Raw genomic sequence first — 25,147 nt, forward strand, 5'->3', positions numbered from 1 at the left:
AATGTGTTTTGTAGTTTTTTTTACTCTTTTAAAATTTTACGTTGTATTTCAAGCGCTTCTTGTAAAATACCCAGCTGTAAAGTGTTTAAAATGACTATTGCTTCCTCAGGGCTTGTTGCTCTAAAATAAAAAGTGGTAAAGTCAGTCGGATTTTTTTGATTTGCCTGGGGCAATACTTTTATGTAACGTTTACTCCAGGAAGTGGTGTCTTTGAGGTAGGGAGTATAGTTTTTTTTGAGAAAGGCTGAGTATTCATTCAAGTTTTCAATTAGTTCATGAACCGTGTTTTTCTTGAGTATATATATGTAAGACTGAGAAAAATCTTTCTTAATCTCTATGTGTTTTATGTACTCTTTTATTGTTTTGCCTTTCATAAAATCAAGTACATGCTTAGTAATACAAACTTTTGTTACAGAAACCAATTTGTTTTTTAAATATTCGTATCTAGCAAGTCTGTTTAAACTTTTTTTACTACTATTCTCATTTTTAACATTCTTTCTCAATCTTTTGCCTCCAATTTCCAGTTGCTTTCCTACACTATATATGTTGCTTTCCAATAATGTATTTAAATACAAAGATTTATATCCAGAATAACTTTTTTGTTTAGTTACTGTACAGCTTTGGAGTAGGATAATTAAACCCCCACTTACTATAAATTTGACTATATTATTCATAGATTTTATTTTTTCTGATTTAGGAAACCTGCCCTCACCATTTTATTATTAGGACCTATTTTGTGGTACATAGTATTTTCTGCATCATCTGACATATAATTACCACTAATATCTACATCCACATAATAACCCAGGTGTTTTTTAGAGGCTTTAAATTGCGGTTGTTTATTGATTTCTTTAGTTTGAGGGTTTTGAATGCTTATGGAGGCATACAACTCATGACCCAAGGAAGGCAATTGATATTTATTCAATAATTGGTTAAAACTAGCATTAATCGCCTTTTTTTCATTCTCTTGTTTGTGCCTGCTTAGTTGCTCTGTCAAGTTACCCACCACATCCATAATCATCTCATCCAGCCCTCGTTTCAACCCCAAGAGTTCGCGGGCGTTATCGCCTAGTTGCTTGCTTTTGCCATCAGCAGACTGCAAATGTTTGAGTCCTCGTGCTACCCCATCGGCTAGTTTAAGGGCGTCCAGTTGTTTTTTTGACTTGAGTACCGTGTCCAATGCCTTATAAAACTTTTTTACCACCCCCAAAGTAAGTTTCAACTTGCCTCCTTCAAAGGCAATGCCCGCATATTTGGCAAATGTTTTCATGTCAAAACTACCTCTGACTGTACCTTTCATTCCACCTATTACATGAAACTGTCCATTGCCCGTAATAGATACTCCCCAGTTTTTCAAAAAACTATTTTCTTCCTGATATTCATTTTCAGGATCAACCTTTTTCTTGTCCATGGGGTTACTCTTAGTTTTCCTTTCCTTTTGGTTATGGCGTTGCATATCGGCCACAAGCCTTTGCTTTTCTTCTTCGTTTATCTGTTTAGTGTACGTTTGTTGTTTTGCCAGTACTTGTTGTTGGTATCTGCGGGCGTGTTTGCGGCGTAATTTGTTAAAGGTAGAACCAAACGCTAAAGCAGCTTTCGAAGCTCCCGGCATTGCTGTTAGTCGGTTGCCACCTTCTACCGCTTTCAGGTGAAAATCGCGGCAAATTTGGGCAAGTATTTGTTTATCGCTGGCAGGCATTTTGGCTTTGCCCATTTCTACCCTATAGTGAGCGAACACCCGATGTACCAGCGCCACTCCCTGGTATTTACTCATCAAGGTCTCAAGGTTGGGCTTTTTTATTTCAGTCACTGTTTCTGTTGTTTGGACTTTTGCCCTGGCTTGCGCTTGTCGTTCATTATATTGTTTCACTATCTCCTCCCTTTCGGCTTTACGGGCGGCTACTTGTTCGGGGTCGCGTTTTTCTTTGAGCGCTTCATCTATACGCAAAGGCATTTGATCGTGAGTAAATTGTGGCATCTCATGTTGCTGCTGCAAGTCGTGCTCTGGTTCGGCATGTGTAGGCATGTGGGTTAGTTTTCGTTTGTAAAAATTTCCGACGGCAATACTACACCCAGGTCGCTCTAAAATTCAAAGAAGCCACGTTAAAATGCGTTAAAAGGAATTAATCGATTGCAATAGTTTTATATTTAAGTCTTAAAGTACAATTTACACTCCTTGTGTCATTCAAATACTTTTCTAAAACCCCTGCTTAGAGCCTCTCAGATAGGTTTTCAACTTCTTTACAAATTAAATTGTATTTTTTTAATTATTAATATAATTAAAAAAATTGTTTATTACCGTTTAACGGACTTTAACGCCCAAGTTTTGCCTTTCGCTTGCCTTTCTGCCTAACCTTGCATCGTCAATTAATTACAAATGGTTGGCAGTGGCAAGTGGCTTTGCCCAACCATAAAGCAATAGAACCATCTAAACTATAATACAAATGATAACTCCTATACTACGACTATTACAAAGCACTTTGACCGAGCACTTGTCAGCTCAGTTTGCCCGCAACTCATTTGATGCCTTCAACGTGGTGGTAGACAAACTCGTGAGCCGCGATGGAAAGTCTACCCTCGACCCGGCGCTCAACCAAGTAGTCATTACCCTACTCGACATCCAGGAAGAACGCACTGTGCAGCGCAGCCGTACCAGCCACCCTGGGGCACCTTATCATCTCAATTTGACGCTACTGTTATCAGTGCACGAAAAAGAAGAACAACGTGACCAACAAGATTACCTTAAGGGGATGGAATACCTTGATGCGGTATTGGGCTTTTTTCAACAATACCCTACGTTTACTCCCTTGACTCACCCCAACTTGCCGGGTAGTGTGGAGTACCTTCAGTTTGAGCTTGCCAACGAGAACCTGCGCGAAAACAGCTACATCTGGACAATGACCGGAGCCAAACACGCGCCTTCAGCGCTCTATAAAGTGCGTAGTGTAAGCGTAGGGACTAAGCAAATGGCAACTCGTATTCCTCAGTTTAATTAATTACGAGTTAAACAATTACGAATTACGAATGAGGAAACCAACAGTAGGGAGCTCTACGTAATTGAAAAATTTGTAATTCTTAAAAGTTTATAATTCTCAAGCAGTGCCTTGCCGCATTTCAATTGTTTATACAGCGATTAAATTTGTTTCCCATAGTGCAAGGTGCTGTTTTTTAGTAAGCCAAGAGTCGGTAGTCGGGAGCTACCATAGGCTACCAACAATAGACCAATAAAAGAATCAAACTCTAAACCCAACTCAGGGTAGTTCAAGTCATCTACCGACTACTGACTACCAACTATCAACTAAAAAAATGAAAACATTCACCCTATTTTGCATGCTCCTCTGGAGCCTTGCCCAGCCCTCCTATGCCCAAACCCAACTTCGGGGGCAGGGTACCAGCTTTGCCATTAGCACGCTGGCCACTGCCACTGCTTATATAGAAGAAAGTGCTTCTGTAGCAGAGGAAAGCACGTTTAACGACCCCGTAGCGATCATTCCTGCCGATCCGGTGGCTGCCTGCAACAGTGGCAAGTCGGTAACACTTTCGCCCATCATTATCAGCGAGCAAAGCGTGGGTTCATTTGCCTTGGGCAGGGGTACATTAGTGCTTGCTTTTGATCATCCCGATTTTGTGGTAAGCAAGCTGCCCAGGGTAACAATCACGGGTGCTCCTGGCGATTTTCTTGCGCCTATGGTGTCACTCAACTCAGGCAAATTGTATATAGATTATGATTTTGTGGGTGCCACCAAGGTAGGGGGCATTGTGCTGAGCGGGTTGGAGGTGCGATCAAACAGTAAAAATAAAGGCACAGTAGCTCAACTAAAACCCATAAGTGGTTATGAGCATTTCGAGGGATTGTACCCCCACGAGGTATTTGCCACCGTACAAGGCATCAATGCCACCACAAGCAGTGCGCTTCCTGCCCCAACAAATATTGAGGGCTTTGGCGTAGTCTGTGCCGGGGGCAATGGCTTTACCTATACGGCAGCTCCGGTGCCCGATGTGACAGGTTATTTGTGGAAATTGCCAGTTGGTTTTCTTGCCAGTAGCGACCCACACGCGGTACAAGTAAGCGCAAGAGAGTATTATACTGTCGACAATATGATTATCCTGGATGTGGCAACTTCGGCAAGCGTAGGAAACAAGGTTTTGGAGGTCAAAAGCGTAAATGATTGCAAAATAAGTACTACCGCACGCAGCAAAACCATTCGGGTAGCAGTTCCACCCAATCCCAAGGTAAGCTTACCCGCTACGAGTTTTCCCGACAATGATTTTTCTCCGGTAAACATCACCGTCACCAACAGCCCGGCGGGGGGAGTAGGCGCACTCCAGGGCGATGGAGTAATAGGCAACAAACTCTATCCGGGGCTACTTTTTCCGGGCACGGGTTACAAGGTGTATTATGAGTATTCAATCAACAATTGTACAGTGACCGTGAGTACCACTTTTAGCGTGTATGATGCCGATGCCGTTGTATTGGGGCTTGCCACGAGTTATTGCAGTAATGTAGCGGCTTCTCAAACCGTCACCATTGCCAACCTGAGTTCGGTGTTGGGGGCAAAACTTTACAGCCCTGCCAACCAAGCCATCCCTTTAAACTTGCAACTGATTGGTGGCGGCAATGATTACCGCTATACTTTTAGCGGTCAAGGTTTATTTCAAAAGTACGGTGCTGGGGCTTACCGTTTCGAGGTAACCCAAGTGGGGGCAAGTACCCCCATCAAGGTATCTTTTCGGGTGACCACCCCACCTCAGCAAAGCATTGCGGGGGGCAACGCCCAAGTATGCGGCGATGGCAGTACAATTTACAACTACGCGTCTAGCATTGCCGCCACCACCGATGAATTTGAATGGTCGGCACCCGCAGGAGGCGGAACTTTCGTGGGGGGAATCAATCGTCAAGCAAGCGTAGCCGTAGTGTGGGAGAAAGGAAATGTGGCAGGAACGAGCAAAATCCTCCGCCTCGCCCAAACCCGCAATGGCTGCACTACCATTACTGACTATGCAGTGAAAGTTTTTGCCTTGCCCACACCCAGTATTGTAGGGGATTTGAACCCCTGCGCTGGTGAAACAGTGACTTACACCCTTGGCAGTAGCAGTAGTACAGGGGGCACCGCTTATACTTGGCAGGTAGAAAACGGGCAAATTGTAGGGGCAAGCAATCAAAATACGGTAACCGTCAGGTGGGGCAATATCAATGGCAACCTCAAAGTGACCCAAAGCCTGAATGGTTGTACCAAAAGTGCTGAGGTAGCCATTACAATTGAAACATTACCCACCCTGAGTATTGCAGGATTCAACACCAAACGGAGTTATTGCGTAGGAGATGCCACTCCTGTGGTGCTCACCCCCGTATTTAGCGGCAATAATACGCCTCCTGCCGATTACCTCACCGCAGGCAAGTTTGAAATCAAACGCATAGCAGGCAACAAACCCGCGTCGGCTTCTTTTGTTAGCTTGGTGGCGCAAGACGGAGCCCTTACTGACCGCTGGTTGCCTGCTTTTCCTATTATTGGGTCAGGTGAAGCTGCCATTCCAACAGATGCCAAAACGAACAAACTCAACCTCAACGCGGGTGAGTACCTTATTCGTTATGTTTACACCAACGCCAATGGTTGTGTAAACTACTCTGATGCCTATAATATCACCATCGCCCCCTTGCCTACCCTGACTTTTACCGGGCTTGCCGACAGTTATTGTAGTAACGACTCACCTGTAATGCTGTCAGCGTTCAAAAACGGGGTACTCACCCCGCTTTTGCCCGGTTTTATGGCAAGGAACGTAGTCACGGGTGAAGAAAGGATACTCCAAGGCAGCTTGCTCAACCCTGCCGACTTTGCGGCGGGCAAATATGAGCTATTTGCAGCGCTCGCGGGCAGCGGCACCGACTGCGCTAATACCTCCAGCCGTGATACAACGGTGTATTTTGAGGTCATTGACCCACCCGCCAGTGTAAAAGTCATTGCCGAAAGGCGTTGGAACGATGACACCCTCCGTTTTACTGCGGTTGCTGGCACTCCCGTGTCAGGTTGGGCGTGGAATTTTGGCAATTTGCTGGTGAATACGCCCCAAGTAGCTTACCCGGTGCACCCCAATAGGCAAGGAAGCGTGCCACTACTGAATTATTCCCTGAGTGCCACCAATGTCGCAGGCTGTAGTGAACAAATCGCCCAAGCGTTCAAGGTAGACTTTGATTTTACCGGGCAGTATATTGTCGGTAAAGGGGAGACGAACCCCCGCCCTACCCACTTCACCAACTTGTCGCTGGTAGTAGGTGATTCTATCCGGAGCTATGCCTGGAATTTTGGCGATGGGGCAAGTTCCAATGCACGAAACCCCGTGCACCAGTACCAACGCCCTGGCACTTATGAGGTAAGCCTTACTATTCGTACCTCAATGGCGGCTTATACTTTGCACCGTCGCATTGATATTTTTCCGCTCATCAAAGTAAGCGAAACAACACCTTATTTGACAAACTTTGATACTGCTGGAGGTTGGCTCACCCACGGAACCATCAAAACAAATAAAGAAAGTAAAGGCAGCAGTTGGCAACTTGTAAATGATGCCTGGCAAATGCCGGGTGGTTATGCCCACCACGAGCAGTCTTATGTAGCAAGCCCCGCCTTTGACATTGGCCAGCTCACCCGCCCGATGCTTTCTTTCGATTACAAACTAGACACCGATGCGGGAGCGGATGGGTTAGTACTACTCTATACCCTGGACGATGGCAAGACCTGGCAACGCCTGGGGGCAGTGGGGCAAGGCATTGGCTGGTACAATACCACGCCCATTTTGGGCAAACCAGGCAATGATTACACTACAGACAACGGTGACGCTCAAGGTTGGTCGGGCAAGATCAAAGGTTGGCGCACGGCACACATTGCCTTGGATAGAGCCATTGCTGGTTTACCCGCTGGTGTCGACACTAACCTCACCATTATTCGGTTCCGGTTTGCCTTTGGCTCCAACGCTGACAACCCTCCGGGCAACAAATATCAGGGAGTGACTTTTGATAACGTCGAAGTTCGTAACCGCAACCGCACAGCACTGTTGGAGTATTTCACCAATCAAGGGGTAGCAAATGCCGCCAGCAAAAGTCAAGTTTTAGCTCAAGTAATGAGTAGCAGCGAAACTGTAAGTATTCATTACCACACCAGTTTCCCCACGGTAGATGAGTTCAACAGCGAAAACCCTAAAGACCCCAGTGGTAGGGCTTTGCATTACGGTTTGCGCAACGTACCCGCTATGGTGGTAAACGGCAGGGTGAAAGATTCCTTGTCAGTGACCCAACTCAAAGACAGCCTACTCAAAAAGACCTTGTTGCCAGCGAATTTTACTATCACAATAGACCCTGTGAAATGGCAAAACAAATCGCTCGAAATCTCAGCAAAGATCACTGCCTTAACAGCCTTCAACGAGCTTGTTGTTTTTCACGCCGCCATTGTAGACAGTAATCGGGTGGCCAGTGGCACAGGCGAAACCTACGCTCAGGTGCTTCGCAAGATGTTGCCTGATGCAGCAGGAGTATTTAGAGGGCATGCGTGGCAAAAAGGTGAAGTTCAAAGCCTTGGGTTTAGTTACAACGTGGGACCAACCGCAACAAACTCCAGAAACTTAAAAGTAGTGGTATTTGTGGCAGACTATCAACGCAGAAACATTTACCAAGTGGCTACGGCAAAAGTACCTGCCCAAGCCAAGCGCGACAATGATGAAAATACGGTCACAGGACTTGTTGCAAACCACTACAAGCACCCGTTGCCCCAGTTGCTGACTGCCTACCCTAATCCGGTGAGGGAAGAAGTGACACTCACCTTGCCCCAAAGCCTGGCGCCTTCGCCCAACATCCGTTGGCAGGTCATCAGCCTGCAAGGGCAGGTAGTAATCAGGGGGCATTGGGCAAGTCGAACCCATAAGCACCAAATCTACCTGCACGAACTCCCGGCGGGGGTGTATGTAATCAAAGTATATGATGCCACAAACCCTGAACGGAACAGCTTTGAGGTGAAGGTGAAGAAAATTAAATAGTCGATAGCATTCAGACGATAGTCAATAGCTGTTCCAAAGGCATAAAGTAATAGTAGTGTAATAGTTAAGTGTAATTTAGTTGATGTGTCCTGTTTTACCCTCATCATCTATAAGTGAAGTAGCTAGAGCTGATGTTCTTAAATAGTTACCAAGTGAAGGTTAGTGATAGATGAGTAGTTGGTTAAAACAGGGATAAACCAAGAAGGCAGGTTTACTGAGCCTGCCCTTCTTTTCAATTACTATCCAATCAAATAGATATACCCGCTTTGCGTAACGATTAAACAATCAGCGAAGCAAAACAATACAACCATAAAACAATCAAATGATGATCGATACAATCCAACAATCATTAATATCAGAAGGCTTGCAGGAAGCCAGGCAATTGGTGCAGACGATGAAGCAAAAAGCTTACAAACTGGCAAATACCGATTTGCTCAAAAGAATCAGTGAACTCGAAGACACCCTTCGCAGCATCGATGATGTCAATAATGTCTCCACCGAAGCTGTGAACGTAGAAAAGTGCAGTTTAAAGGCGCTTATTGATACAGCTTACCAAATGTACCATCTTTACTTTAGCCGCAAAGACATTCGTTTTTCGAGCTATGTGGCAAACCTGCACGTGAGGGTAGACAAGATGAGCTTTTTTAGAATGTTCTTCAGTTTGGTACACTACATGGGCAAACACGCTGACCCCGATGAAGATCGCTTTATTAGCATTGAAGCGGCTGCCTACAATGCCCAAACTATTGCGATGTATATAGAAGACAATGGCCTGTATCCGACCAGCAGTGCAGATATTTTCGACCATTCGTTCAAACGACGGATTACGGGAGCTATTTCAGGAGTAGGGCTTGCTGCCATCCAGCAGTGGGCTCACTCGGTAGGGGGCAAGGTGTGCCCCGTCGACAAAGTGGGTACAGGCTTGAAACTGTGTTTTTTGTTGCCGGGGAAGGTGAGTAATTGTTTGAGGGAAGAGGCTGTGGGGGAGACGGATATATCTCTATTTATCTAATCAAGTGATGAACTATGGAGGTGTGGTAGGTTAAATAGAAAATAAAGACGGCTAACTCAATAGTGAGTTTTCGAACAGAAAATTGGTAAAAGCCTTCTGTAATTCTAACTTTATGTCCACATAAAAAAACCTTTGAAATGTAACTTGTGATGCAATGAACAAATATACCTCTCAAAAAATAAAAAGTATCATTGGCCAATATGCTACGGCTTACCAAGCAATAGAAGAACTGCAAGAAAACTCAGAAGCGATGCCCAAGGGCGATCAAAAAGCGGCTGCAATAGGCGAATACTATGCCTATAGGTACTGTCAACGCCATTACCCAAAAGGCTCTAAAGTTAAATTTGCTGAGCACTCTCAAAAAGGCTGGAGTCTTTGTGTGACAGAGCCTGGAAAAACGACCACAATACAAGTAAAAACAGTCTCAGGGTTTTCCGCAAAACGAAAAACTAATGCCATCACACCCAAGGGGTGGGATCAGCTTTTTGTAGTTTGCTTAGATAAAGACTTCTTACCTACAGGTTTTTGGATATTCGACAAAAAACAAGATTTTAAAGATCATATCAAAAGTTTTACACTTACACCCCCAAAATATGACAAAGGTGCTTTTATGCATGGAAGCGATGTGTTTAGTGGCAAGAGTAATGATTGCAATGCTTTGCGTAAATCTTGTGGTATTCCACTTATAGACAGTACTAGTCGGTACTTGCGTAACTTGTCTAAACTTGGGACAGATACTACCCGCTAATGGTGTGCAGGACTTTCTTATTGAAGCAATAATAAAAAATAAGATACTTGCCCTGAGAAACGGTACTTTTTAAGCAAGTAATGCCCAGTGGACATTGAAACAGCCCTGCGGTGGTAAGCGACAGTTGCAAAAAAAGTAGCAAAGAACCGCAGTGCGAAACACAAACTCAGTACAGATAATCAAGGCAAAAGAGCCTCTATTATAAAATGGATAGACTATTTTTTGTTTGCGAAGCCCAAGCTCTACTTTGATTAATTTGGGGTTTGTAATCAAACACTACTTTCACCCCTTCGAACAGTCATTCAGCTTTGGCAATCAACTTCAAGGCACTAACATAGCGCCCAGTTACCTGAACTGTGCTAAGTCATCTTGTTCTTTTGTTGGGTAGCAAGAGATGTTTTCTGATCGAGTCAGGAGAGTGCGCAAGGTCTATGCTTTCATACCTAAAAACTGGCAGAGTGATTAACTCCACCAGCTTTTTCTGTGCCCATTGTTGGTTTCAAACTCAAAACCCCGGTAGCGTACGTTGGCTTTCCACCATTCTTCGTTTATTTCAACATCATATATATAGTGGATGCTGTCTTTGCCAAAGTCACGCTTACTCTTAAATTGAGGGTTTCGGATGGCAGTGCGGGGCACCCACACCGAGCGGTATTTATCGAGCCTGTCTTCAATAAACACCGCTTCTTTGTTCCATTTTTTGATCCAGATATTGCGGGCTGTCCAGGTAGTCTTTGTTTCTATTGTAGTCATTGTTTTAAGTGATTTAGTAAGTCCTTGTTTGAATTATTATATGTCTAAGGACGACTAATTTAGTCCGACTATCAACTCACTGTTGGTAAGTAGGTTATGAGGTAATAAAGCTTGCCAAAAGCGATATTTGGAGGCATCTGGAGCACTAAGAAAAGTGCCATTTTTTGGCGGATAGGGGCATTTATTCCAGTAATAGTGCAATGGTGAAACATTCCCTAAGCTCAGGAAGGCAAAAAATGATACAATCAAGGGGAAATTTCGGGCAACCGAGACATATTGAGGGTAAAAAGGGTGGTTTGGGGGCATTATAAGTACTTGGACATAAATAACTATAGTTAAATGGTTGTATTGTTATATGGCTTTTCGACGCATGGCGGAACAATAAATACAGCCATAAAGTGCAGACAATTTTGTCCTGCTACTTATGCACTTAGGCAGTTTTTCTTATTTGCCCCAACCTCCAAAAGGCAAACCAACAGGTTCACCTTTGGAGAAATAGAAGCGTACAAGAGAGGACTTAGTAACGTGTTCAAAATAAATTTCTGTTTTTTAGGGCAAATACGCACAATTGACTGAGGCATTTTTTGCGCTCGTAGCAGCGCTACGGGCAATAAAAATAACGAAAGGCAATAAAGCGGATTTATTCTAAATTGGACAGTTATTGCGAACACGTTACTTAGCCAACCCCTATAAACAAAAACACTTTCCCGTGTTTGCCTTTGATTCCGTGTTTGATCCGGTAGGCACTGGCCGCTGGTCCCTTGAGCCTTAGTCCCAGGGTTTTGTTCTCGTGCACCAGGGTTTTGGCCAGGCTGAGCACTTCTGCCTGCCGTGCCTTGGGTACAAAAAGCAGGTAACGTTTTTTGTCCCACTCGCTGGCATCTGCTTTGAGCGAACAGCAGGCTTGCCTGATCCAGTCTGCGTATTTGAGCGGGGTTACTCCGGTGGGAGCTTGAACAACTTCAAAGTTTGTTCTGATGTGCAAGTCGCTGTTTGCCCCGGCTTGTTCGTAGGCTTCTTTATAGGCAGCCCAAAAAGCTTCGCCTGCACTTGCCCCAAAGCTTTGTCTTTCAAAATAAGTCATTTTCATTGATTCATTGATGGTTTAAATCTGTGGTATAAATAAGGAAACCAGCCTTCGCTGGTCTTTCCTTAACATCTGGCGCAGCCAATAAACACATACACATTGCCTGGTTTGCCTGCATACACTGTCCCCCGGCGAAACTCCTGTGCCTTTCTTCCGGTCATTTTGATGGCCAGTGCTTTGGCACTGGTGTCGGCGTAGTAATTAGCGTAGGTAAACACCCTTGCCTGATGCCTGTCAGGAATGGAGCCCAGCAGCTTATCTTTTTGCTTTTGGCTAATGCCATAGCCCGTAAAAGCCTGATCTGCTTTTTCAATCCAGCGCAGGTACCTGGCAGGGGTCACCCCTTCGGGTACGGCTACTTCTATGCAGCCTGGTTTAGAGTTGAGGTCTCCACTTGCTCCATCGGTGATGCCAGTAAAATCTTCGGCCTCTTCGTAAGCCATTTGGTAAGCTTCTTCCAATGTTTTCCCGAAGGCGTAGCGTTCAAAATTTGTTGCTCCCATAGGTTGTTTCTGTTTGGTTTAATGGGTTGATTAATAAATAATTACAGCACGAAGTACGACTAATCTTACCCCCTTACCAACTCACTGTGGGCAAGGTAATTATGATGTAATAAAGCTTGCTGGAAGCGATTTTTAGCGTGAGTTTTTGTGCCCGGAAAAGTGCCATTTTTGGGCGGGTTTCAGGCAACTATGCTGGCAATAATGCAACAGGGAACTACAGGATGGTGGAATACAGGCAAACGTTGAAAAAAGTGGGGGAATTTCAGGCAAACGAAGACAGTTTATGCGCAATCTGGCGGTTCCGGGAGTAGAATATGCACTTTGGTAATTAACCTTATTTGGCTTGCGATTCAGCGATTAAGTACTGGATAGTTCCCCAAAGATTGAGGTACTTAGAGGTATAATAAAAAAGGGTTTGGAAGGTACCAGCTCCCAAACCCGTTGTTTTTAACTTTAAAAGATAAAGCCAATGCAAATGTCAAACAACCTACTGAAAAAAGCAACCCCAACCAACATAAAATGGAGCACCGAAGAAGAAGAGGAAGGGTTTGATCCCTGGGGGTGGGAACCTAACTACGGAGACAAAGACTTTGGGGTGAGCGACCGGGATTTTTATTAGTATTAAAATGATTGAACGAGGCTTTATGTGTAAAGCCTCGTTTTTATCTTGGTTTAGGTGCTCGCTTGCCCAAAAAACTGTTGAATCTTGGGGGCAAGCTGTTCCTGCCAGTCTTGTTTGCCATCTACGAGGATAAAAATATCCTCCATACCAGTTTCGGCCACGGTAAACAGGGCGTAGTTGAAACAGTCGCCGTTGGGCAGACACATCAGGTACAGGTGCCCCTGGGTGTATTCGCTAAACTCTTCCAGCGTAAAACCCAAGGCATGATCCGATGCCTGGACAACCTCTTTTTGGTATTCCTGTGGTTGAGGCACCTGGTCTGCCTGGTGGTAGTAGCGGGCACTCAGCATATCATCCAACCGGGCAATGAGGTAGCCTAACTCCTCGTCGGTCAGTTTTTCGGCGGCGGCTATGATGGTAGCATATTTCATTTTTTCCGGTTTAAGTAAAACAAATGATCTATCCAAAAAATGTCCTCCCAATAATCCTGATTGATTTCGATGCGATAAACCCCCTCCCCCTGGTTATCTGAGGTTACTCCTGTCAAAAGCCGAGGATTACGAATAACGGTGATAGGTAGCCAGGCGTAGCCGTGAGTTTCGTGGCTTATTTTGATAATGCCCTCCTGAATTTTACCTAAATCGATTGTTACCCGGTGGGTGACCAAATCCTGGTCAAAAATGTTCGTGGGTGATTGTGTGCTCATTTTTATGGTGTTTTTTAGTAGTTATTCCTTAGGTCTTAATTACTGATACCTTGCTCGGTAAAACCTGCGACAAAACCTTTGGTAAAACTTATTTTATCCAGAGAGGGGTGACTGCTGTCTGCTTCTTTCAAAGCAAGGGTGTCCAATTCCTGATCGTTCAGGATAAACTCATCCAGCATTTTTTGTAAAGTAGCTTTGTCGGTAGTTGCTGCCTTGCTTACCCCGGCCTGAAACCCAGCGATAAAGTCTGCCTGATTGAGACGATATGGGAGTTGTTTTCGGTCAAAATACCTTTGATACATTTTAAATTTTTCAAGGGCGATATGCGCTAAATTTTCCATTGACATTGAATCTTTTGGTTTACTGTTTTAATTATTATGACACAAAACACGACTAATTGCACACCCTTAGCAACTCGCTCTTGCCCAGGATATTATGATGTAATACTGTCTGCGAAAAGCGATATTTGAAGTGGTTTTGTGCGCTTCTAAAAGTGCTATTTTTAGGCGGCTTTGGGGCAGTTTTAATTACCATAGTGCCATAGAGTAGCTATGTAGTAGGCAAATGATCACAAATGGTAAAAACAGTGGAGGTGTTTTGGGGCAAATGAGGACATATTGGGGAGCATTTTGGTAGCTTTCACAGCAGAATGTGCACTTTGGCAACTAATCTTATTTAACTCACTATCAGGGGATTAAGTACTGGCTAGTGGGTATTTCTTTGTCGTACTTTGGTTCATAATTAAAGGATAAAACAAGAACAACATGGAAGTTAAAATATTTGGTAAAAGTGTAAAAGAAGCTTGCTTAAGAGCTAAGTCAAGCATATTTGAAAGACACATCATCGAAAACCCTGTGGTAATTAAGGTTCCTAAAGACTACGGCACAGCGGCCTATGCTCTTTGGGTTATCAGAGCAGCTGAGGCTTTACGCTCAGACAAAGCCATTTCCACAATAAAGGCTATTCCGGAAGAGCAGAGAAACAGAGTGATTCATTACGCAAAGATGTATAACAGCTCTGCTAAATTATGCCTAAAGCTTACTGGCAGGGCAGCGGCTTCTTATAAAAGTAAATGGCGGTTAACCAGGAGAAAGGGTGATGTATATTACTTTTTTTGGAAGTAGTCAATCAACCCCAATTTACCAACGAAACCTAATACCCGGTTTCGTTTTTTGTCTTCCTGGTAAGAAACCAAAAAGCTGTTTGTACTGGACTTGTGAGGAATTGACAAAGGCATTCCCACCAGAAATAATCCTGGCAGGAATACTTTATTAAGCCTTGAAGAATTTCTGAACTTCAGAATCTAAACTGAGCCGTCAGTTTTTGCCACACTTTGTTGGGTCAAAAGTTATTGAAAATACTTCTTGGAGCATCTGCTGGTGCTGCAAGTGTGGTGTAGCTGCCTTGAATAGTTCAATATCAAGAGTCTGGTTGGTGCCAGAATGCTCGTTGGCGCTAAAGGTGTGGGCTGCCTTGAATAGTGCAATGTCAAGAGTCTTGTCAAAATGAAAGTGCTTGCTGGATTAGAAAGTGTGGTGTAGCTGCCTCGAATAGTTCAATGTGAAGAGTCTTGTCAATGCCGGGGTGCCTGTTAGTGCCTAAAGTGTGTTGTGGCTGCCTGGAATAGTTCAATGTCAAGAGTCTTGTCAAAGTAAATATATTTACCAGCTCTAAAAGTGTGTTGTGGCTGCCTGGAATAGTTCAATGTGAAGAGTCTTGTCAATGCCGGGGTGTCTCCTGGATTAGAAAGTGTGGTACGGCTGCCTTGAATAGTTCAATGCCAAGACTCTTGTCAATACCGAGGTGCCTGCTGGATTAGAAAGTGTGGTACGGCTGCCTTGAATAATTCAATGTCAAGACTCTTGTCAATACCGAGGTGCCTGTTAGTGCTCAAAGTGTGTTGTGACTGCCTTGAATAATTCAATGTCAAGAGTCTTGTCAATGCCGGAGCGCCTGCTCGATTAGAAAGTGTGCTGTACCATCCTTGAATAGTTCAATGTCAAGAGTCTTGTCAATGCCGGGGTTTTAGTCTGTGCCTAAAGTGTGTTGTGGCTACCTTGAATAGTTCAATGTCAAGAGTCTTGTTAATGCCTGAATTCCCGCTGGTGCCTAAAGTGTGTTGTGGCTACCTTGAATAGTTCAATGTCAAGAGTCTTGTCAATACCGGGGTTTTAGTCTGTGCCTAAAGTGTAGTACGGCTGCCTTGAATAGTTCAACGCCAAGAGTCTTGTCAAAGTAAATATATTTACCAAGCTCTAAAAGTGTGCTGTGCCCCCCCTTGAATAGTTTAATGTCAAGAGTCTTGTCAATACCGGGGTGCCTGTTGGATTAGAAAGTGTGTTGTGGCTTCCTTGAATAGTTTAATATCAAGAGTCTTGTCAATGCCGGGGTGCCTGTTGGATTAGAAAGTGTAGTACGGCTGCCTGGAATAGTTTAATGTCAAGAGTCTTGTTAATACCGGGGTGCCTATTGGATTAGAAAGTGTGCTGTGCCCTCCTTGAATAGTTCAATGTCAAGAGCCTGGTTAATGCCGGGGTGCCTGCTGGATTAGAAAGTGTAGTACGGCTGCCTTGAATAGTTCAATGCCAAGACTCTTGTCAATGCCTGGATTCCCACTGGTGCCTAAAGTGTGCTGTGGCTGCTTGGAATAATTCAATGCCAAGAGTCTTATCAATATCGAGGTGCTTGCTGGATTAGAAAGTGTGCTGTGCCCTCCTCGAATAATTCAATGTCAAGAGTCTTGTCAATACCGGGGTGCCTATTGGATTAGAAAGTGTGGTACTGCTACCTTGAATAGTTCAATGTGAAGAGTCTTATCAATATCGAGGTGCTTGCTGGATTAGAAAGTGTGCTGTGCCCTCCTTGAATAGTTCAATGCCAAGAGTCTTATCAATATCGAGGTGCTTGCTGGATTAGAAAGTGTGGTACGGCTGCCTTGAATAGTTCAATGCCAAGAGTCTTGTCAATGCCGGGGTTTTAGTCTGTGCCTAAAGTGTGTGGTGGTTACCTGGAATAGTTCAATGTGAAGAGTCTTGTCAATGCCGGGGTGCCTATTGGATTAGAAAGTGTGGTACTGCTACCTTGAATAGTTCAATGTGAAGAGTCTTGTCAAAGTAAATATATTTACCAGCTCTAAAAGTGTGATGTACCATCCTTGAATAGTTTAATATCAAGAATCTTGTCAATGCCGGGGTTTTAGTCTGTGCCTAAAGTGTGTTGTGGTTGCCTGGAATAGTTCAATGTGAAGAGTCTTATCAAAGTAAACATATTTACCAGCTCTAAAAGTGTGATGTACCATCCTTGAATAGTTCAATGTGAAGAGTCTTGTCAAAGTAAACATATTTACCAGCTCTAAAAGTGTGATGTACCATCCTTGAATAGTTCAATGTCAAGAGTCTTGTCAATGCCAGGGTTTTAGTCTGTGCCTAAAGTGTGTGGTGGCTACCTGAAATAGTTCAATGTGAAGAGTCTTGTCAATATCAGGGTTTTAGTCTACACCTAAAGTGTGTTGTGGCTGCCTTAAATAATTCAATGTCAAGAGTCTTGTCAATACCAAGGTTTTAGTCTGTGCCTAAAGTGTGTGGTGGCTACCTGGAATAGTTCAATGTGAAGAGTCTTGTCAATACCAGGATGCCTACTTGATTAGAAAGTGTGGTACAGCTGCCTTGAATAGTTCAATGCCAAGAGTCTTGTCAATCCTGGGGTTTTAGTCTGTGCCTAAAGTGTAGTACGGCTGCCTGGAATAGTTCAACGCCAAGAGTCTTGTCAAAGTAAATATATTTACCAGCTCTAAAAGTGTGACGTGTCCGCCTTGAATAATTCAATGCCAAGAGTCTTGTCAATCCTGGGGTTTTAGTCTGTGCCTAAAGTGTGATGTACTCTCCTTGAATAGTTCAATGTCAAGAGTCTTGTCAATGCCGGAGTGCCTGCTGGATTAGAAAGTGTGTTGTGGCTGCCTGGAATAGTTCAATGTCAAGAGTCTTGTCAATACTGGGGTTTTAGTCTGTGCCTAAAGTGTCGCACGGCTGCCTTGAATAATTGAATGTCAAGAGTCTTGTTAATACCGGGGTGCCTATTGGATTAGAAAGTGTGCTGTACCATCCTTGAATAGTTTAATATCAAGAGTCTTGTCAATGCCGGAGCGCCTGCTGGGTTAGAAAGTGTGTTGTGGCTGCCTCGAATAATTCAATTTCAAGAGTCTTGTCAATACCGGGGTGCCTGTTACTGCCTAAAGAGTGTTGTGGCTGCCTGGAATAGTTCAACGCCAAGAGTCTTGTCAATACCGGGGTGCCTGTTACTGCCTAAAGAGTGTTGTGGTTGCCTTGAATAATTCAATGTCAAGAGTCTTGTGAGTGCCAAAGTGTCTGCTGGATTAGAAAGTGTGTTGTGGCTACCTTAAATAATTGAATGTCAAGAGTCTTGTCAATACCGGGGAGCCTATTGGATTAGAAAGTGTAGTACGGCTGCCTTGAATAGTTCAATTTCAAGAGTCTTGTCAATACTGGGGAGCCTATTGGATTAGAAAGTGTGCTGTGCCCTCCTTGAATAGTTCAAGGTCAAGAGCCTGGTTAATGCCAGGGTGCCTGCTGGATTAGAAAGTGTAGTACGGCTGCCTTGAATAGTTCAATTTCAAGAGTCTTGTCAATATCAGGGTTTTAGTCTGTGCCTAAAGTGTCGCACGGCTACCTTGAATAATTCAATGTCAAGAGTCTTGTCAATACCGGAATGCCCGCTGGTGCTCAAAGTGTGTGGTGGCTACCTTAAATAATTCAATGCCAAGAGTCTTGTCAATACCGGAATGCCCGCTGGTGCTCAAAGTGTGTGGTGGCTACCTTAAATAATTCAATGCCAAGAGTCTTGTCAAAGTAAATATATTTACCAGCTCTAAAAGTGTGACGTGTCCGCCTTGAATAGTTAAATGCCAAGAGTCTGGTTAGTGCCAAGGTGCCTATTGGATTAGAAAGCGTGGTACGGCTACCTTGAATAGTTAAATGCCAAGAGTCTGGTTAGTGCCAGGGTTTTAGTCTATGCCTAAAGTGTCGCACGGCTACCAGCAGCAAAGAAAAAGAGCCTGATGGCTCTCTTTCCATCGTAATTGGTATAATCTAAATTTTCCATCTGTTTTATGTTTTGTTAATCAATAACTTCAGCGTAAAGTGCCAGCAATGATCTGCCCTTAGCAACTCGCTGTTAAACAAAAGGTTATGATGTAATGCTATCTGCGAAAAGCGATATTTGAAGTGGTTTTGTGCCCCCCGTAAAGTGCCATTTCCAGGCGGGTTTTGGGCAGTTTCAATTACCATAGTGCAATAGAGTAGCAATGCTATGGGCAGATAATAACAAATGGTGAAAAGAGTGGAGGTGTTTTGGGGCAAATGAGGACATATTGGGGGGGAGTTAGCTGGTTTGGAGGGCGTAATGTGCACTTTGATAACTAATCTTATTTGGCTCGTTATCAAGGGATTAAGTACTAGGTAGTGGAGGTAGGTTTGTCGTACTTTGGTTTATAAATAATTACTAAATAAAACAACGACATGGACAACGCCATTCAAATTGTAGAAGCCCAAATTGAAGCATTACAACGGCATAAAGCAGCCACCAGTCAGGAGTTCAAAGCCTGTGTAAAGGCAGGCAAGAGCAATGAGGCTGATCGCTGCGAAATTGAACTAAGTAATGTCGATCGGGCAGTATTTGAGTTGATGAAACTCAAATCAAAACTAGTGACTGCTGGTGCCAAAGGCAGTGAATAATTAACACCACCGGGGCGGCTTTGTCCCGGTGTTTTTATACAAACTATAAAACAGAGATCAAATGAATACCCAGAAAGAACTGTATGCCTTGCTGACCACACGAAGCGAAGAGCTCAGCAAGGAACGCCTGCTTGCCGAAAGAGCCCTGGAACACGCCAAAGATTCCCGCACATTGGTAGATGTCGCCTTTTATGAAAAAGAGCTGGAGATCATCGATAGACTGGATGGAGAACTCCACCTCCTAATGGAACAAGCCGAGCAATTTGCCGAAGCAAATCGTGAAGTAAAATAATCAACAGAAAGCCCCACTAATTTTTATGAAGTTGTTGGGGTTTTGCTTTGGGTAGGTTCAGCCAGAAAAAGATAGAATTAACACAACGAACGACTATTACTCAGCTACTTGTGTAAGCACCCAACGCCTGGGTCTGGGTAGGTGTTTATTTCACAGGCATCGCCTGGGTAAACAAAATCGCTACTGAATGCGTCAAAAATAGTTTGTAATAAAAGTAAGCGTCATCAAGTAAACCCAGCGGCAATTCAACTTAACCGCTGGGTTTGGTGCTTGCCTGGCATTACAAATAAAACCCTGACTCCTTTTCAATAAGTAGCGCATAAAAAATACAGCGTTATGCTGTATATTTATGGTGTGCACGTAAAAACAGATAGTAAATGATAAATAATGTGACAAAATGAAAGAAGGCCATTTAATGTTCAAACAGTTCGTTTTCTTTGATGATAACAATGAACTAAACGATACAGGTATTTTATTATATGTGGATGCGCTCAGGCTCAACCGGGAAAAAGAATTACCAAGCGAACTTACGACGCATATTCTTCATTCACCCAACGATCGAAAAAGAGTTCTTGAGTATTATGAGTTTGTAAAGGACGACGATATTCGGGAATTGATGCCTCACCCATATTTTGACCATATTAACTAAACCAGACAAAATCAAGGGGCTGGTTGATGATCCAGTCCAGCCTCTATCACAAACCAACGCTTTTTATCCATCCCCCAACTCTTCTTCAAAAAACACCTTCAGGCAACCTTGATACTTGCCCGCCTGCTCAGTGGCTGCGGGTCAGCAATGCTTTGACTAATCATGCATTCATAGAACGGAAAAATTAAAAGTGAAGATTTTTTTTGGGTTGATGAGGTGGTGGAGGGCTTTAGTCCAGGTAATAGTTTTTAAGGGGGGGGGGGTAGGTCTTACGCAGTAAATCCAGAAACAAACCCTCTGGTAAAGCTTCTTTTATCTAGCTTGTTTTTGTTGGCTTTTGAGGCTAGGTTTTCCAGTTTTTTGCCGCCCATGATGTATTCTTCTTTGATTGTATTAAATTTTTCAGGGGTCATTTTAGCTGCCTCTTTCATTCCTTCAATGAAAGCCTTTGTAAATACTTCCTGGCTTATTTTGTGGTTGGGATATTGGTGTTTATAAAAGCTTTCGGTTGCTTTAAAACTTTTTAATATCGTGGGGTTTAAATTCGTTGGTTTCATCTGTTGTTAATCTTGTTTGGGGGTTGTTTTAATTATTATGACTCTAAGAACGACTAATTGCGTGCCCTTAGCAACTCACTGTGACACAGGTAATTATGATGTAATACAACTTGCAGAAAGCGATATTTTGAGGCGCTTTGTTCCCTTGGTAAAGTGCAGCTTTTGGGCGGGTTTGGGGCGGTTTGCATAGGAGTAGTGCAATCAAGCAACTACCAGATGGGAGCTTTTGATCAAATCAGAAAAAACCAGGGGCGTTTTGGGGCAACCGGGGACATATTGGAGGCGAAATGGCAGCTTTTGGGGCAAAAAGTACGCTTTTGCAACTAATCTTATTCACCTCGTTATCAAGGGATTAAGTACTGGATAGTGAGAGATTGTTTGTCGTACTTTGGTTCATAATTAAAGTTAAACGCACACATTACTAAATAAAACAGCCATGATTACAAACGAAGCATACTGGGTAATAATAGAAAGAAGAAATGAGTTAGCTATTGAACTAGCCCAGGTAAAAAAAACACTTGAAACAGCCAAAGCGACCAAAGCCATTGAGCAAGTAGTAGTACAGGAAAAACAAGTGGAATTTTTAACCCTGATGATTGAGGAGTTGAGGCAGCTCAACTATCGCATCGCAAAAGCGGAAGAAGCGGCTAAAAAAGAGGGGTAGGTTGGGATGGCAGTAAAACGGGGTTGGTCATACAGCCTCGTTTATGTGAAATAGTTTAAACTTGATCTGACAGTACATCGTAAAACAATTGTACTATTAAAGGTTTAAACTATTTCATTATGTCCCATCACGATAAGATAATAGCGAACAAACTCAGTTTGTTAAAACTAGCAGAAGAATTAGGGAATGTATCCCAAGCTTGCAAAGTACTCGGCTATAGCCGAGACAGCTTTTACCGTTTTAAACAACTCTATGAAGAAGGGGGAGAAACGGCTTTGCAAGAAATTAGTCGTAAGAAGCCTTTACTCGCTAACCGGGTAGATGCTGAGGTGGAAAAAGCGGTGGTAGCTTTTGCTATAGAATACCCGGCTTATGGTCAACAACGGGCCAGTAATGAACTCAAAAAGCGAGGCGTTTTCGTTTCTCCAAGTGGAGTACGCAGCATTTGGCTCCGACACGATTTAGAGAATTTCAAAAAACGTTTGAAGGCATTAGAAGCAAAAGTAGCTCAGGAGAGCTTGATTTTAACCGAGTCTCAAGTGCAAGCTTTGGAGAAAGCTAAACAGGAAAAAGAAGCGCACGGAGAAATAGAAACCTACCACCCTGGTTATTTAGGTGCTCAGGATACTTATTATGTGGGAACTATTAAAGGAGTTGGTAAAATTTATCAACAAACTTTTATTGATACGTATGCAAAAGTGGCCTTTGCCAAGCTCTATGACCGAAAAAATGCGTTGGTAGCCACCCACTTATTGAACGATCAAGTCTTACCTTTTTACGAGCAACACGACATTAAGCTTCTGAGAGTATTGACTGATAGAGGAACGGAATATTGTGGTAAAAGAGAACACCATGAATATGAATTGTACCTAACTATAGAGGATATTGATCATACTAAAACCAAAGCTAGAAGTCCTCAAACCAATGGTATCTGTGAACGTTTCCATCGGACAATACAAGACGAATTTTACGCGGTAGCCTTTCGCAAAAGGATTTATAATAATTTAGAGGAGCTACAAGAAGATTTGAATAAATGGTTGGATGAATACAATCTTAACCGAACTCATCAGGGAAAATATTGTTATGGAAAAACACCGATGAGAACTTGGTTAGATAGTTTGCATTTAGCTAAAATAAAAATGATTTCTTTTTCGGAAGTGAATCCGAACTTGCAGACAAAATCAACTTAATTCTGACCACTTCCAAACGACGTAAGGAAATTTGGAAGTGGAAAGAATTAAGAGTAACTTTGACGTAAAGAGAGGATGAAAGATCGGACAACTTGTCTGACAACCACTCATCCTAATATTGCACTATTCCAAGTGCGTAGCATTCCTGCTGTCAGAAAAAGTTTGAACCATTACAGTTTATATATTCAGAAAGCAACCAAAAAGTGTTACCCCTGCTTTACCGATCACACCAGCCAACGAAACCTGATATAGGGTTTCGTTTTTGCTCCTGCCCAAAGCAAGGCTCCCCCGAAAAATCAGAATCTGGAAGCCGACTCATCGAGGGAGGCTCCCGGTTCCTTCCTTATTATTCAAATGCTGCTGCCCCTTTTTCAAAAAACAGTCTGATTTTTGGAGCCAGTTTTTTCTCCCAATCGAAACAGCCATCCGTTAAGGTAAACAGGTGTTTAATTTCGATACCGTGCAGGGTATACAAGGCATAAATCATTTTATCTCCATAAGGTTCTGCCATCAGCTGAAGTTTTCCTTCATCGTATTCCGGCTCGTCAGTCAGAATAAAACCAAGTTCGTTTTTTTCAGACAACACCACACCTTTAGTATGCCCCTGAAGCTTAGGACGTACTTCATCGTATTCCTTCACTTTTTGCATGTGGTTAAGGTCAGCAATTAGCCAGAGTAGTTCGTTGCTGCTAAGTTTATCCGCTTCGGTTAGTATTTTATCGTAGCTCATATTTAGGCTTGGTTTGTTGTTTTAAAATCATATTTCGGTAGTTTAACTCATCCAAAAAATATCCTTCCAGTAATCTCGGTTTACTTCGATGATGTAGTTTTTAGTGCTGAGTGGTTCTATGTTTCGAACCACACTGATGGGTAACCAGGTGGAGCCAAGTTGTTCGTGGGTCACCTTCAGCAACCCTTCATGAATTTTGCCCATGTCAAGTATTACCTGGTGCTGTTCCAGGTCCCGGTCAAAAACGGTTCTTCCGGGTATTCGAAATCTTTTTCTTGTTTTCATTTTCTTGTTTTCTAATAATTTATATCACGAAGCACGACTAATTGCGTGCCCTTAGCAACTCACTGTGACACAAGTGATTATGATGTAATAGTACTTGCAGAAAGCGATATTTTGAGGTGTTTTGTGTACTTCGAAAAGTGCCATTTGTGGGCGGGTTTGGGGCAATTTAGATTACCATAGTGCAATAGAGTAGCTATGCTATAGGCAAATGATAATAAATGATAAAAACAGTGCAGGCGTTTTGGGGCAGATCAGGACATATTGAGGGTGTTTTAGCTGGTTTGGGGGCAACAAGTACGTTTTTGAAACTAACCTTATTCGCCTCTTTATCAGCGATTTAAGTGCTTGATAGTGGGCAGGGTATTGTCGTACTTTGGTTCATAATTAAAGTTAAACGTACTACTAAATAAAACGAGAATACATGGATCATATAACTATTCAAAACCGAAGCATCTCGCTTGATTTGTTCAATAAAATAATTGGACGACAGAAAATCTCACGGATTTTCCTGCCAATCATTGGTTGGGAACAAATTCAACATGAAAACAGAGAAAATATTCTACAAACTCAGGAGGATTTGTTCGCTCAATTAAATGATCAGTTATCAATGCCCATTGAAGGAACCAACCTTTCCTTGATTATTAAACTGATCAATCTAAAGGTTCGAAAGTTTTGCCATATCCTGAGTCTTCTGGATATAAACTATATTGACTCTAAGGTATTCAAGGCTGTAGATCAATATAACTACCCAAGAAACCAGTATTTGTATAAAAATTATTCCACTGGTGCTTATGACTTGACTGACTCACAGGAGAGCGCTAAAACTTATTTGATAAGCCATTACGGGAAAGCATTCTGGGAGAAAAAGCCTTGCATGGCAGTGATTGATTTTTCAATAGAAAGAGTGGATGCAATATAAGCCAACAAAAAAAGCCCCACTGATTTTACCCGAAGTCAGTGGGGCATTGCTTTAGAGCAACCAAAAAAGATAAAAAAACGAACGGTCATTAGCAACCTGCTCATAGTTTGCACCAACAAGCAACGCCCCACCTGTAGAGGTAGGGCAAGGGCTTGGTTTTGTCTGGCTTTATATTAATTTCTTGAAAATGGTTACGGGCATTGTCTGGGTGAAAAAGGTAAGAACTCTTATTTCGCTTACCTGTTCAAAATCAATTACTTTCCATTTTTCTTCGCTGAGGCTGTAAAAGGTGAGCTGCTTGCCCTGGTGGTTTTCTTTACCAATTTGCTGGTGCTTTTTAGCTGGGATCAAATCAAGGTTTAAGGTGGTTTTTTCAATCTTTCCGTTGAGGGTAATTTGAACTGTTCCGCTGCTTAGTGCTACTATTGTTCTTTGTTTTATATGATTCATCTTTTTTTATTTTTTTATGTTTTTGTTTACTTGTTTAATTATTATGATACAAAGAACGACTAATTGCGTACCCTTAGCAACTCACTGTGGCACAGGTAATTATGGTGTAATATTGTCTGCGAAAAGCGATATTTTGATACGTTTTGTTCCCTTGGAAAAGTGCAGCTTTTATGTGAGTTTGGGGCGATTTGGATTGGAGTAGTGCAAT

The 25,147-nt window shown here is 42.9% G+C and carries 24 protein-coding genes; 12 read left to right on the plus strand and 12 right to left on the minus strand.

The window, feature by feature from the left end:
* Positions 1 to 20 precede the first annotated feature (20 nt).
* Positions 21 to 674 (minus strand): hypothetical protein, encoded by a 654-nt coding sequence (locus tag M23134_RS41765; RefSeq protein ID WP_045113328.1) that lies wholly within the window; start codon positions 672 to 674, stop codon positions 21 to 23.
* 5 nt (positions 675 to 679) lie between these two features.
* On the minus strand, positions 680 to 2,026 hold the full coding sequence (locus M23134_RS10340) for a hypothetical protein (protein ID WP_004155778.1): 1,347 nt from the start codon (positions 2,024 to 2,026) through the stop codon (positions 680 to 682).
* 418 nt (positions 2,027 to 2,444) lie between these two features.
* On the opposite strand from M23134_RS10340, the gene M23134_RS10345 reads away from it, so the two are divergent.
* The 4 genes from M23134_RS10345 to M23134_RS10360 all read left to right on the plus strand — a co-directional run bounded on the left by M23134_RS10345 (position 2,445) and on the right by M23134_RS10360 (position 9,782).
* Positions 2,445 to 2,996, plus strand: coding sequence for a DUF4255 domain-containing protein (locus M23134_RS10345; protein WP_004155779.1), 552 nt, complete (start codon positions 2,445 to 2,447; stop codon positions 2,994 to 2,996).
* Between the two features lie 310 nt (positions 2,997 to 3,306).
* Complete coding sequence (locus M23134_RS10350; protein WP_075164007.1) at positions 3,307 to 8,022, plus strand: PKD domain-containing protein; 4,716 nt, start codon at positions 3,307 to 3,309, stop codon at positions 8,020 to 8,022.
* A 322-nt stretch (positions 8,023 to 8,344) separates the two neighbouring features.
* Positions 8,345 to 9,034 carry a histidine kinase gene (locus tag M23134_RS10355; RefSeq protein WP_004155781.1) on the plus strand — a complete coding sequence of 230 codons (690 nt, stop codon included), beginning with the start codon at positions 8,345 to 8,347 and terminating at the stop codon, positions 9,032 to 9,034.
* A gap of 154 nt (positions 9,035 to 9,188) precedes the next feature.
* A complete protein-coding gene (locus M23134_RS10360; protein WP_004155782.1) occupies positions 9,189 to 9,782 on the plus strand; it encodes a hypothetical protein in 594 nt (197 codons plus the stop codon).
* 462 nt (positions 9,783 to 10,244) lie between these two features.
* Here the strand turns inward: M23134_RS10360 and M23134_RS10365 are convergent, their stop codons facing one another.
* The 3 genes from M23134_RS10365 to M23134_RS10375 form a co-directional block, all read right to left on the minus strand.
* Positions 10,245 to 10,535 (minus strand): hypothetical protein, encoded by a 291-nt coding sequence (locus tag M23134_RS10365; RefSeq protein WP_004155783.1) that lies wholly within the window; start codon positions 10,533 to 10,535, stop codon positions 10,245 to 10,247.
* A 676-nt stretch (positions 10,536 to 11,211) separates the two neighbouring features.
* On the minus strand, positions 11,212 to 11,625 hold the full coding sequence (locus M23134_RS10370; RefSeq protein WP_004155784.1) for a hypothetical protein: 414 nt from the start codon (positions 11,623 to 11,625) through the stop codon (positions 11,212 to 11,214).
* A 62-nt stretch (positions 11,626 to 11,687) separates the two neighbouring features.
* The gene (locus M23134_RS10375) at positions 11,688 to 12,125 is read right to left on the minus strand and encodes a hypothetical protein (protein ID WP_004155785.1); all 438 of its coding nucleotides are present in this window, start codon (positions 12,123 to 12,125) and stop codon (positions 11,688 to 11,690) included.
* 475 nt (positions 12,126 to 12,600) lie between these two features.
* Here M23134_RS10375 and M23134_RS41045 point away from each other — a divergent pair, with 475 nt between their 5' ends.
* Positions 12,601 to 12,744, plus strand: coding sequence for a hypothetical protein (locus tag M23134_RS41045; protein WP_157558424.1), 144 nt, complete (start codon positions 12,601 to 12,603; stop codon positions 12,742 to 12,744).
* Positions 12,745 to 12,797: 53 nt separating this feature from the next.
* On the opposite strand, the gene M23134_RS10380 is transcribed toward M23134_RS41045, so the two are convergent.
* Genes M23134_RS10380 through M23134_RS10390 form a run of 3 tightly spaced genes read right to left on the minus strand, consistent with a single transcriptional unit; the run spans position 12,798 to position 13,794 of the window.
* Positions 12,798 to 13,178, minus strand: coding sequence for a hypothetical protein (locus tag M23134_RS10380; protein ID WP_004155789.1), 381 nt, complete (start codon positions 13,176 to 13,178; stop codon positions 12,798 to 12,800).
* A complete protein-coding gene (locus tag M23134_RS10385; RefSeq protein WP_004155790.1) occupies positions 13,175 to 13,453 on the minus strand; it encodes a hypothetical protein in 279 nt (92 codons plus the stop codon). The genes M23134_RS10380 and M23134_RS10385 overlap by 4 nt, the downstream gene beginning before the upstream one ends.
* Before the next feature lie 35 nt (positions 13,454 to 13,488).
* Positions 13,489 to 13,794, minus strand: a complete 306-nt coding sequence (locus M23134_RS10390) for a hypothetical protein (RefSeq protein WP_004155791.1) — start codon at positions 13,792 to 13,794, stop codon at positions 13,489 to 13,491.
* 423 nt (positions 13,795 to 14,217) lie between these two features.
* Between M23134_RS10390 and M23134_RS10395 the strand changes: the two genes are divergently transcribed.
* From M23134_RS10395 to M23134_RS10415, 4 genes are all read left to right on the plus strand, one after another.
* Positions 14,218 to 14,577 carry a hypothetical protein gene (locus M23134_RS10395; RefSeq protein ID WP_002702419.1) on the plus strand — a complete coding sequence of 120 codons (360 nt, stop codon included), beginning with the start codon at positions 14,218 to 14,220 and terminating at the stop codon, positions 14,575 to 14,577.
* Between the two features lie 4,410 nt (positions 14,578 to 18,987).
* On the plus strand, positions 18,988 to 19,203 hold the full coding sequence (locus M23134_RS10405; RefSeq protein WP_004155796.1) for a hypothetical protein: 216 nt from the start codon (positions 18,988 to 18,990) through the stop codon (positions 19,201 to 19,203).
* A 61-nt stretch (positions 19,204 to 19,264) separates the two neighbouring features.
* Entirely contained in the window at positions 19,265 to 19,495 is a 231-nt protein-coding gene (locus tag M23134_RS10410) for a hypothetical protein (protein ID WP_004155797.1), read from the plus strand.
* Between the two features lie 397 nt (positions 19,496 to 19,892).
* Entirely contained in the window at positions 19,893 to 20,144 is a 252-nt protein-coding gene (locus M23134_RS10415) for a hypothetical protein (protein WP_045113331.1), read from the plus strand.
* 269 nt (positions 20,145 to 20,413) lie between these two features.
* On the opposite strand, the gene M23134_RS10420 is transcribed toward M23134_RS10415, so the two are convergent.
* Positions 20,414 to 20,701, minus strand: a complete 288-nt coding sequence (locus M23134_RS10420; RefSeq protein WP_004155802.1) for a hypothetical protein — start codon at positions 20,699 to 20,701, stop codon at positions 20,414 to 20,416.
* A gap of 436 nt (positions 20,702 to 21,137) precedes the next feature.
* Between M23134_RS10420 and M23134_RS10425 the strand changes: the two genes are divergently transcribed.
* Positions 21,138 to 21,365 (plus strand): hypothetical protein, encoded by a 228-nt coding sequence (locus M23134_RS10425; RefSeq protein ID WP_004155805.1) that lies wholly within the window; start codon positions 21,138 to 21,140, stop codon positions 21,363 to 21,365.
* Between the two features lie 119 nt (positions 21,366 to 21,484).
* Positions 21,485 to 22,555, plus strand: a complete 1,071-nt coding sequence (locus M23134_RS10430) for an IS481 family transposase (protein ID WP_004155807.1) — start codon at positions 21,485 to 21,487, stop codon at positions 22,553 to 22,555.
* Positions 22,556 to 22,901: 346 nt separating this feature from the next.
* On the opposite strand, the gene M23134_RS10435 is transcribed toward M23134_RS10430, so the two are convergent.
* The gene (locus tag M23134_RS10435) at positions 22,902 to 23,285 is read right to left on the minus strand and encodes a hypothetical protein (RefSeq protein ID WP_004155809.1); all 384 of its coding nucleotides are present in this window, start codon (positions 23,283 to 23,285) and stop codon (positions 22,902 to 22,904) included.
* 42 nt (positions 23,286 to 23,327) lie between these two features.
* A complete protein-coding gene (locus M23134_RS10440; protein WP_045113332.1) occupies positions 23,328 to 23,570 on the minus strand; it encodes a hypothetical protein in 243 nt (80 codons plus the stop codon).
* A 421-nt stretch (positions 23,571 to 23,991) separates the two neighbouring features.
* Between M23134_RS10440 and M23134_RS10445 the strand changes: the two genes are divergently transcribed.
* Positions 23,992 to 24,489: a hypothetical protein gene (locus tag M23134_RS10445; RefSeq protein WP_004155813.1), complete on the plus strand. Its 498-nt coding sequence runs from the start codon at positions 23,992 to 23,994 to the stop codon at positions 24,487 to 24,489.
* 168 nt (positions 24,490 to 24,657) lie between these two features.
* Here M23134_RS10445 and M23134_RS10450 read toward each other — a convergent pair whose 3' ends face one another.
* A complete protein-coding gene (locus M23134_RS10450; RefSeq protein WP_004155814.1) occupies positions 24,658 to 24,939 on the minus strand; it encodes a hypothetical protein in 282 nt (93 codons plus the stop codon).
* Positions 24,940 to 25,147: the final 208 nt, after the last annotated feature.

Source organism: Microscilla marina ATCC 23134 (assembly GCF_000169175.1).
Lineage (GTDB): Bacteria > Bacteroidota > Bacteroidia > Cytophagales > Microscillaceae > Microscilla > Microscilla marina.

Excerpts from the sequence above, each read along its gene's own strand:
- M23134_RS10410 (WP_004155797.1), top strand. The coding sequence starts at position 19,265 with ATGAATACCCAGAAAGAACTGTATGCCTTGCTGACCACACGAAGCGAA.
- M23134_RS10395 (WP_002702419.1), top strand. The coding sequence starts at position 14,218 with ATGGAAGTTAAAATATTTGGTAAAAGTGTAAAAGAAGCTTGCTTAAGA.
- M23134_RS10385 (WP_004155790.1), bottom strand. The coding sequence starts at position 13,453 with ATGAGCACACAATCACCCACGAACATTTTTGACCAGGATTTGGTCACC.
- M23134_RS10450 (WP_004155814.1), bottom strand. The coding sequence starts at position 24,939 with ATGAATCATATAAAACAAAGAACAATAGTAGCACTAAGCAGCGGAACA.
- M23134_RS10420 (WP_004155802.1), bottom strand. The coding sequence starts at position 20,701 with ATGAAACCAACGAATTTAAACCCCACGATATTAAAAAGTTTTAAAGCA.
- M23134_RS41045 (WP_157558424.1), top strand. The coding sequence starts at position 12,601 with ATGTCAAACAACCTACTGAAAAAAGCAACCCCAACCAACATAAAATGG.
- M23134_RS10425 (WP_004155805.1), top strand. The coding sequence starts at position 21,138 with ATGATTACAAACGAAGCATACTGGGTAATAATAGAAAGAAGAAATGAG.
- M23134_RS10405 (WP_004155796.1), top strand. The coding sequence starts at position 18,988 with ATGGACAACGCCATTCAAATTGTAGAAGCCCAAATTGAAGCATTACAA.
- M23134_RS10370 (WP_004155784.1), bottom strand. The coding sequence starts at position 11,625 with ATGAAAATGACTTATTTTGAAAGACAAAGCTTTGGGGCAAGTGCAGGC.
- M23134_RS10360 (WP_004155782.1), top strand. The coding sequence starts at position 9,189 with ATGAACAAATATACCTCTCAAAAAATAAAAAGTATCATTGGCCAATAT.
- M23134_RS10350 (WP_075164007.1), top strand. The coding sequence starts at position 3,307 with ATGAAAACATTCACCCTATTTTGCATGCTCCTCTGGAGCCTTGCCCAG.
- M23134_RS10445 (WP_004155813.1), top strand. The coding sequence starts at position 23,992 with ATGGATCATATAACTATTCAAAACCGAAGCATCTCGCTTGATTTGTTC.
- M23134_RS10365 (WP_004155783.1), bottom strand. The coding sequence starts at position 10,535 with ATGACTACAATAGAAACAAAGACTACCTGGACAGCCCGCAATATCTGG.
- M23134_RS10375 (WP_004155785.1), bottom strand. The coding sequence starts at position 12,125 with ATGGGAGCAACAAATTTTGAACGCTACGCCTTCGGGAAAACATTGGAA.
- M23134_RS10440 (WP_045113332.1), bottom strand. The coding sequence starts at position 23,570 with ATGAAAACAAGAAAAAGATTTCGAATACCCGGAAGAACCGTTTTTGAC.
- M23134_RS41765 (WP_045113328.1), bottom strand. The coding sequence starts at position 674 with ATGAATAATATAGTCAAATTTATAGTAAGTGGGGGTTTAATTATCCTA.
- M23134_RS10355 (WP_004155781.1), top strand. The coding sequence starts at position 8,345 with ATGATGATCGATACAATCCAACAATCATTAATATCAGAAGGCTTGCAG.
- M23134_RS10390 (WP_004155791.1), bottom strand. The coding sequence starts at position 13,794 with ATGGAAAATTTAGCGCATATCGCCCTTGAAAAATTTAAAATGTATCAA.
- M23134_RS10345 (WP_004155779.1), top strand. The coding sequence starts at position 2,445 with ATGATAACTCCTATACTACGACTATTACAAAGCACTTTGACCGAGCAC.
- M23134_RS10340 (WP_004155778.1), bottom strand. The coding sequence starts at position 2,026 with ATGCCTACACATGCCGAACCAGAGCACGACTTGCAGCAGCAACATGAG.
- M23134_RS10430 (WP_004155807.1), top strand. The coding sequence starts at position 21,485 with ATGTCCCATCACGATAAGATAATAGCGAACAAACTCAGTTTGTTAAAA.
- M23134_RS10415 (WP_045113331.1), top strand. The coding sequence starts at position 19,893 with ATGAAAGAAGGCCATTTAATGTTCAAACAGTTCGTTTTCTTTGATGAT.
- M23134_RS10435 (WP_004155809.1), bottom strand. The coding sequence starts at position 23,285 with ATGAGCTACGATAAAATACTAACCGAAGCGGATAAACTTAGCAGCAAC.
- M23134_RS10380 (WP_004155789.1), bottom strand. The coding sequence starts at position 13,178 with ATGAAATATGCTACCATCATAGCCGCCGCCGAAAAACTGACCGACGAG.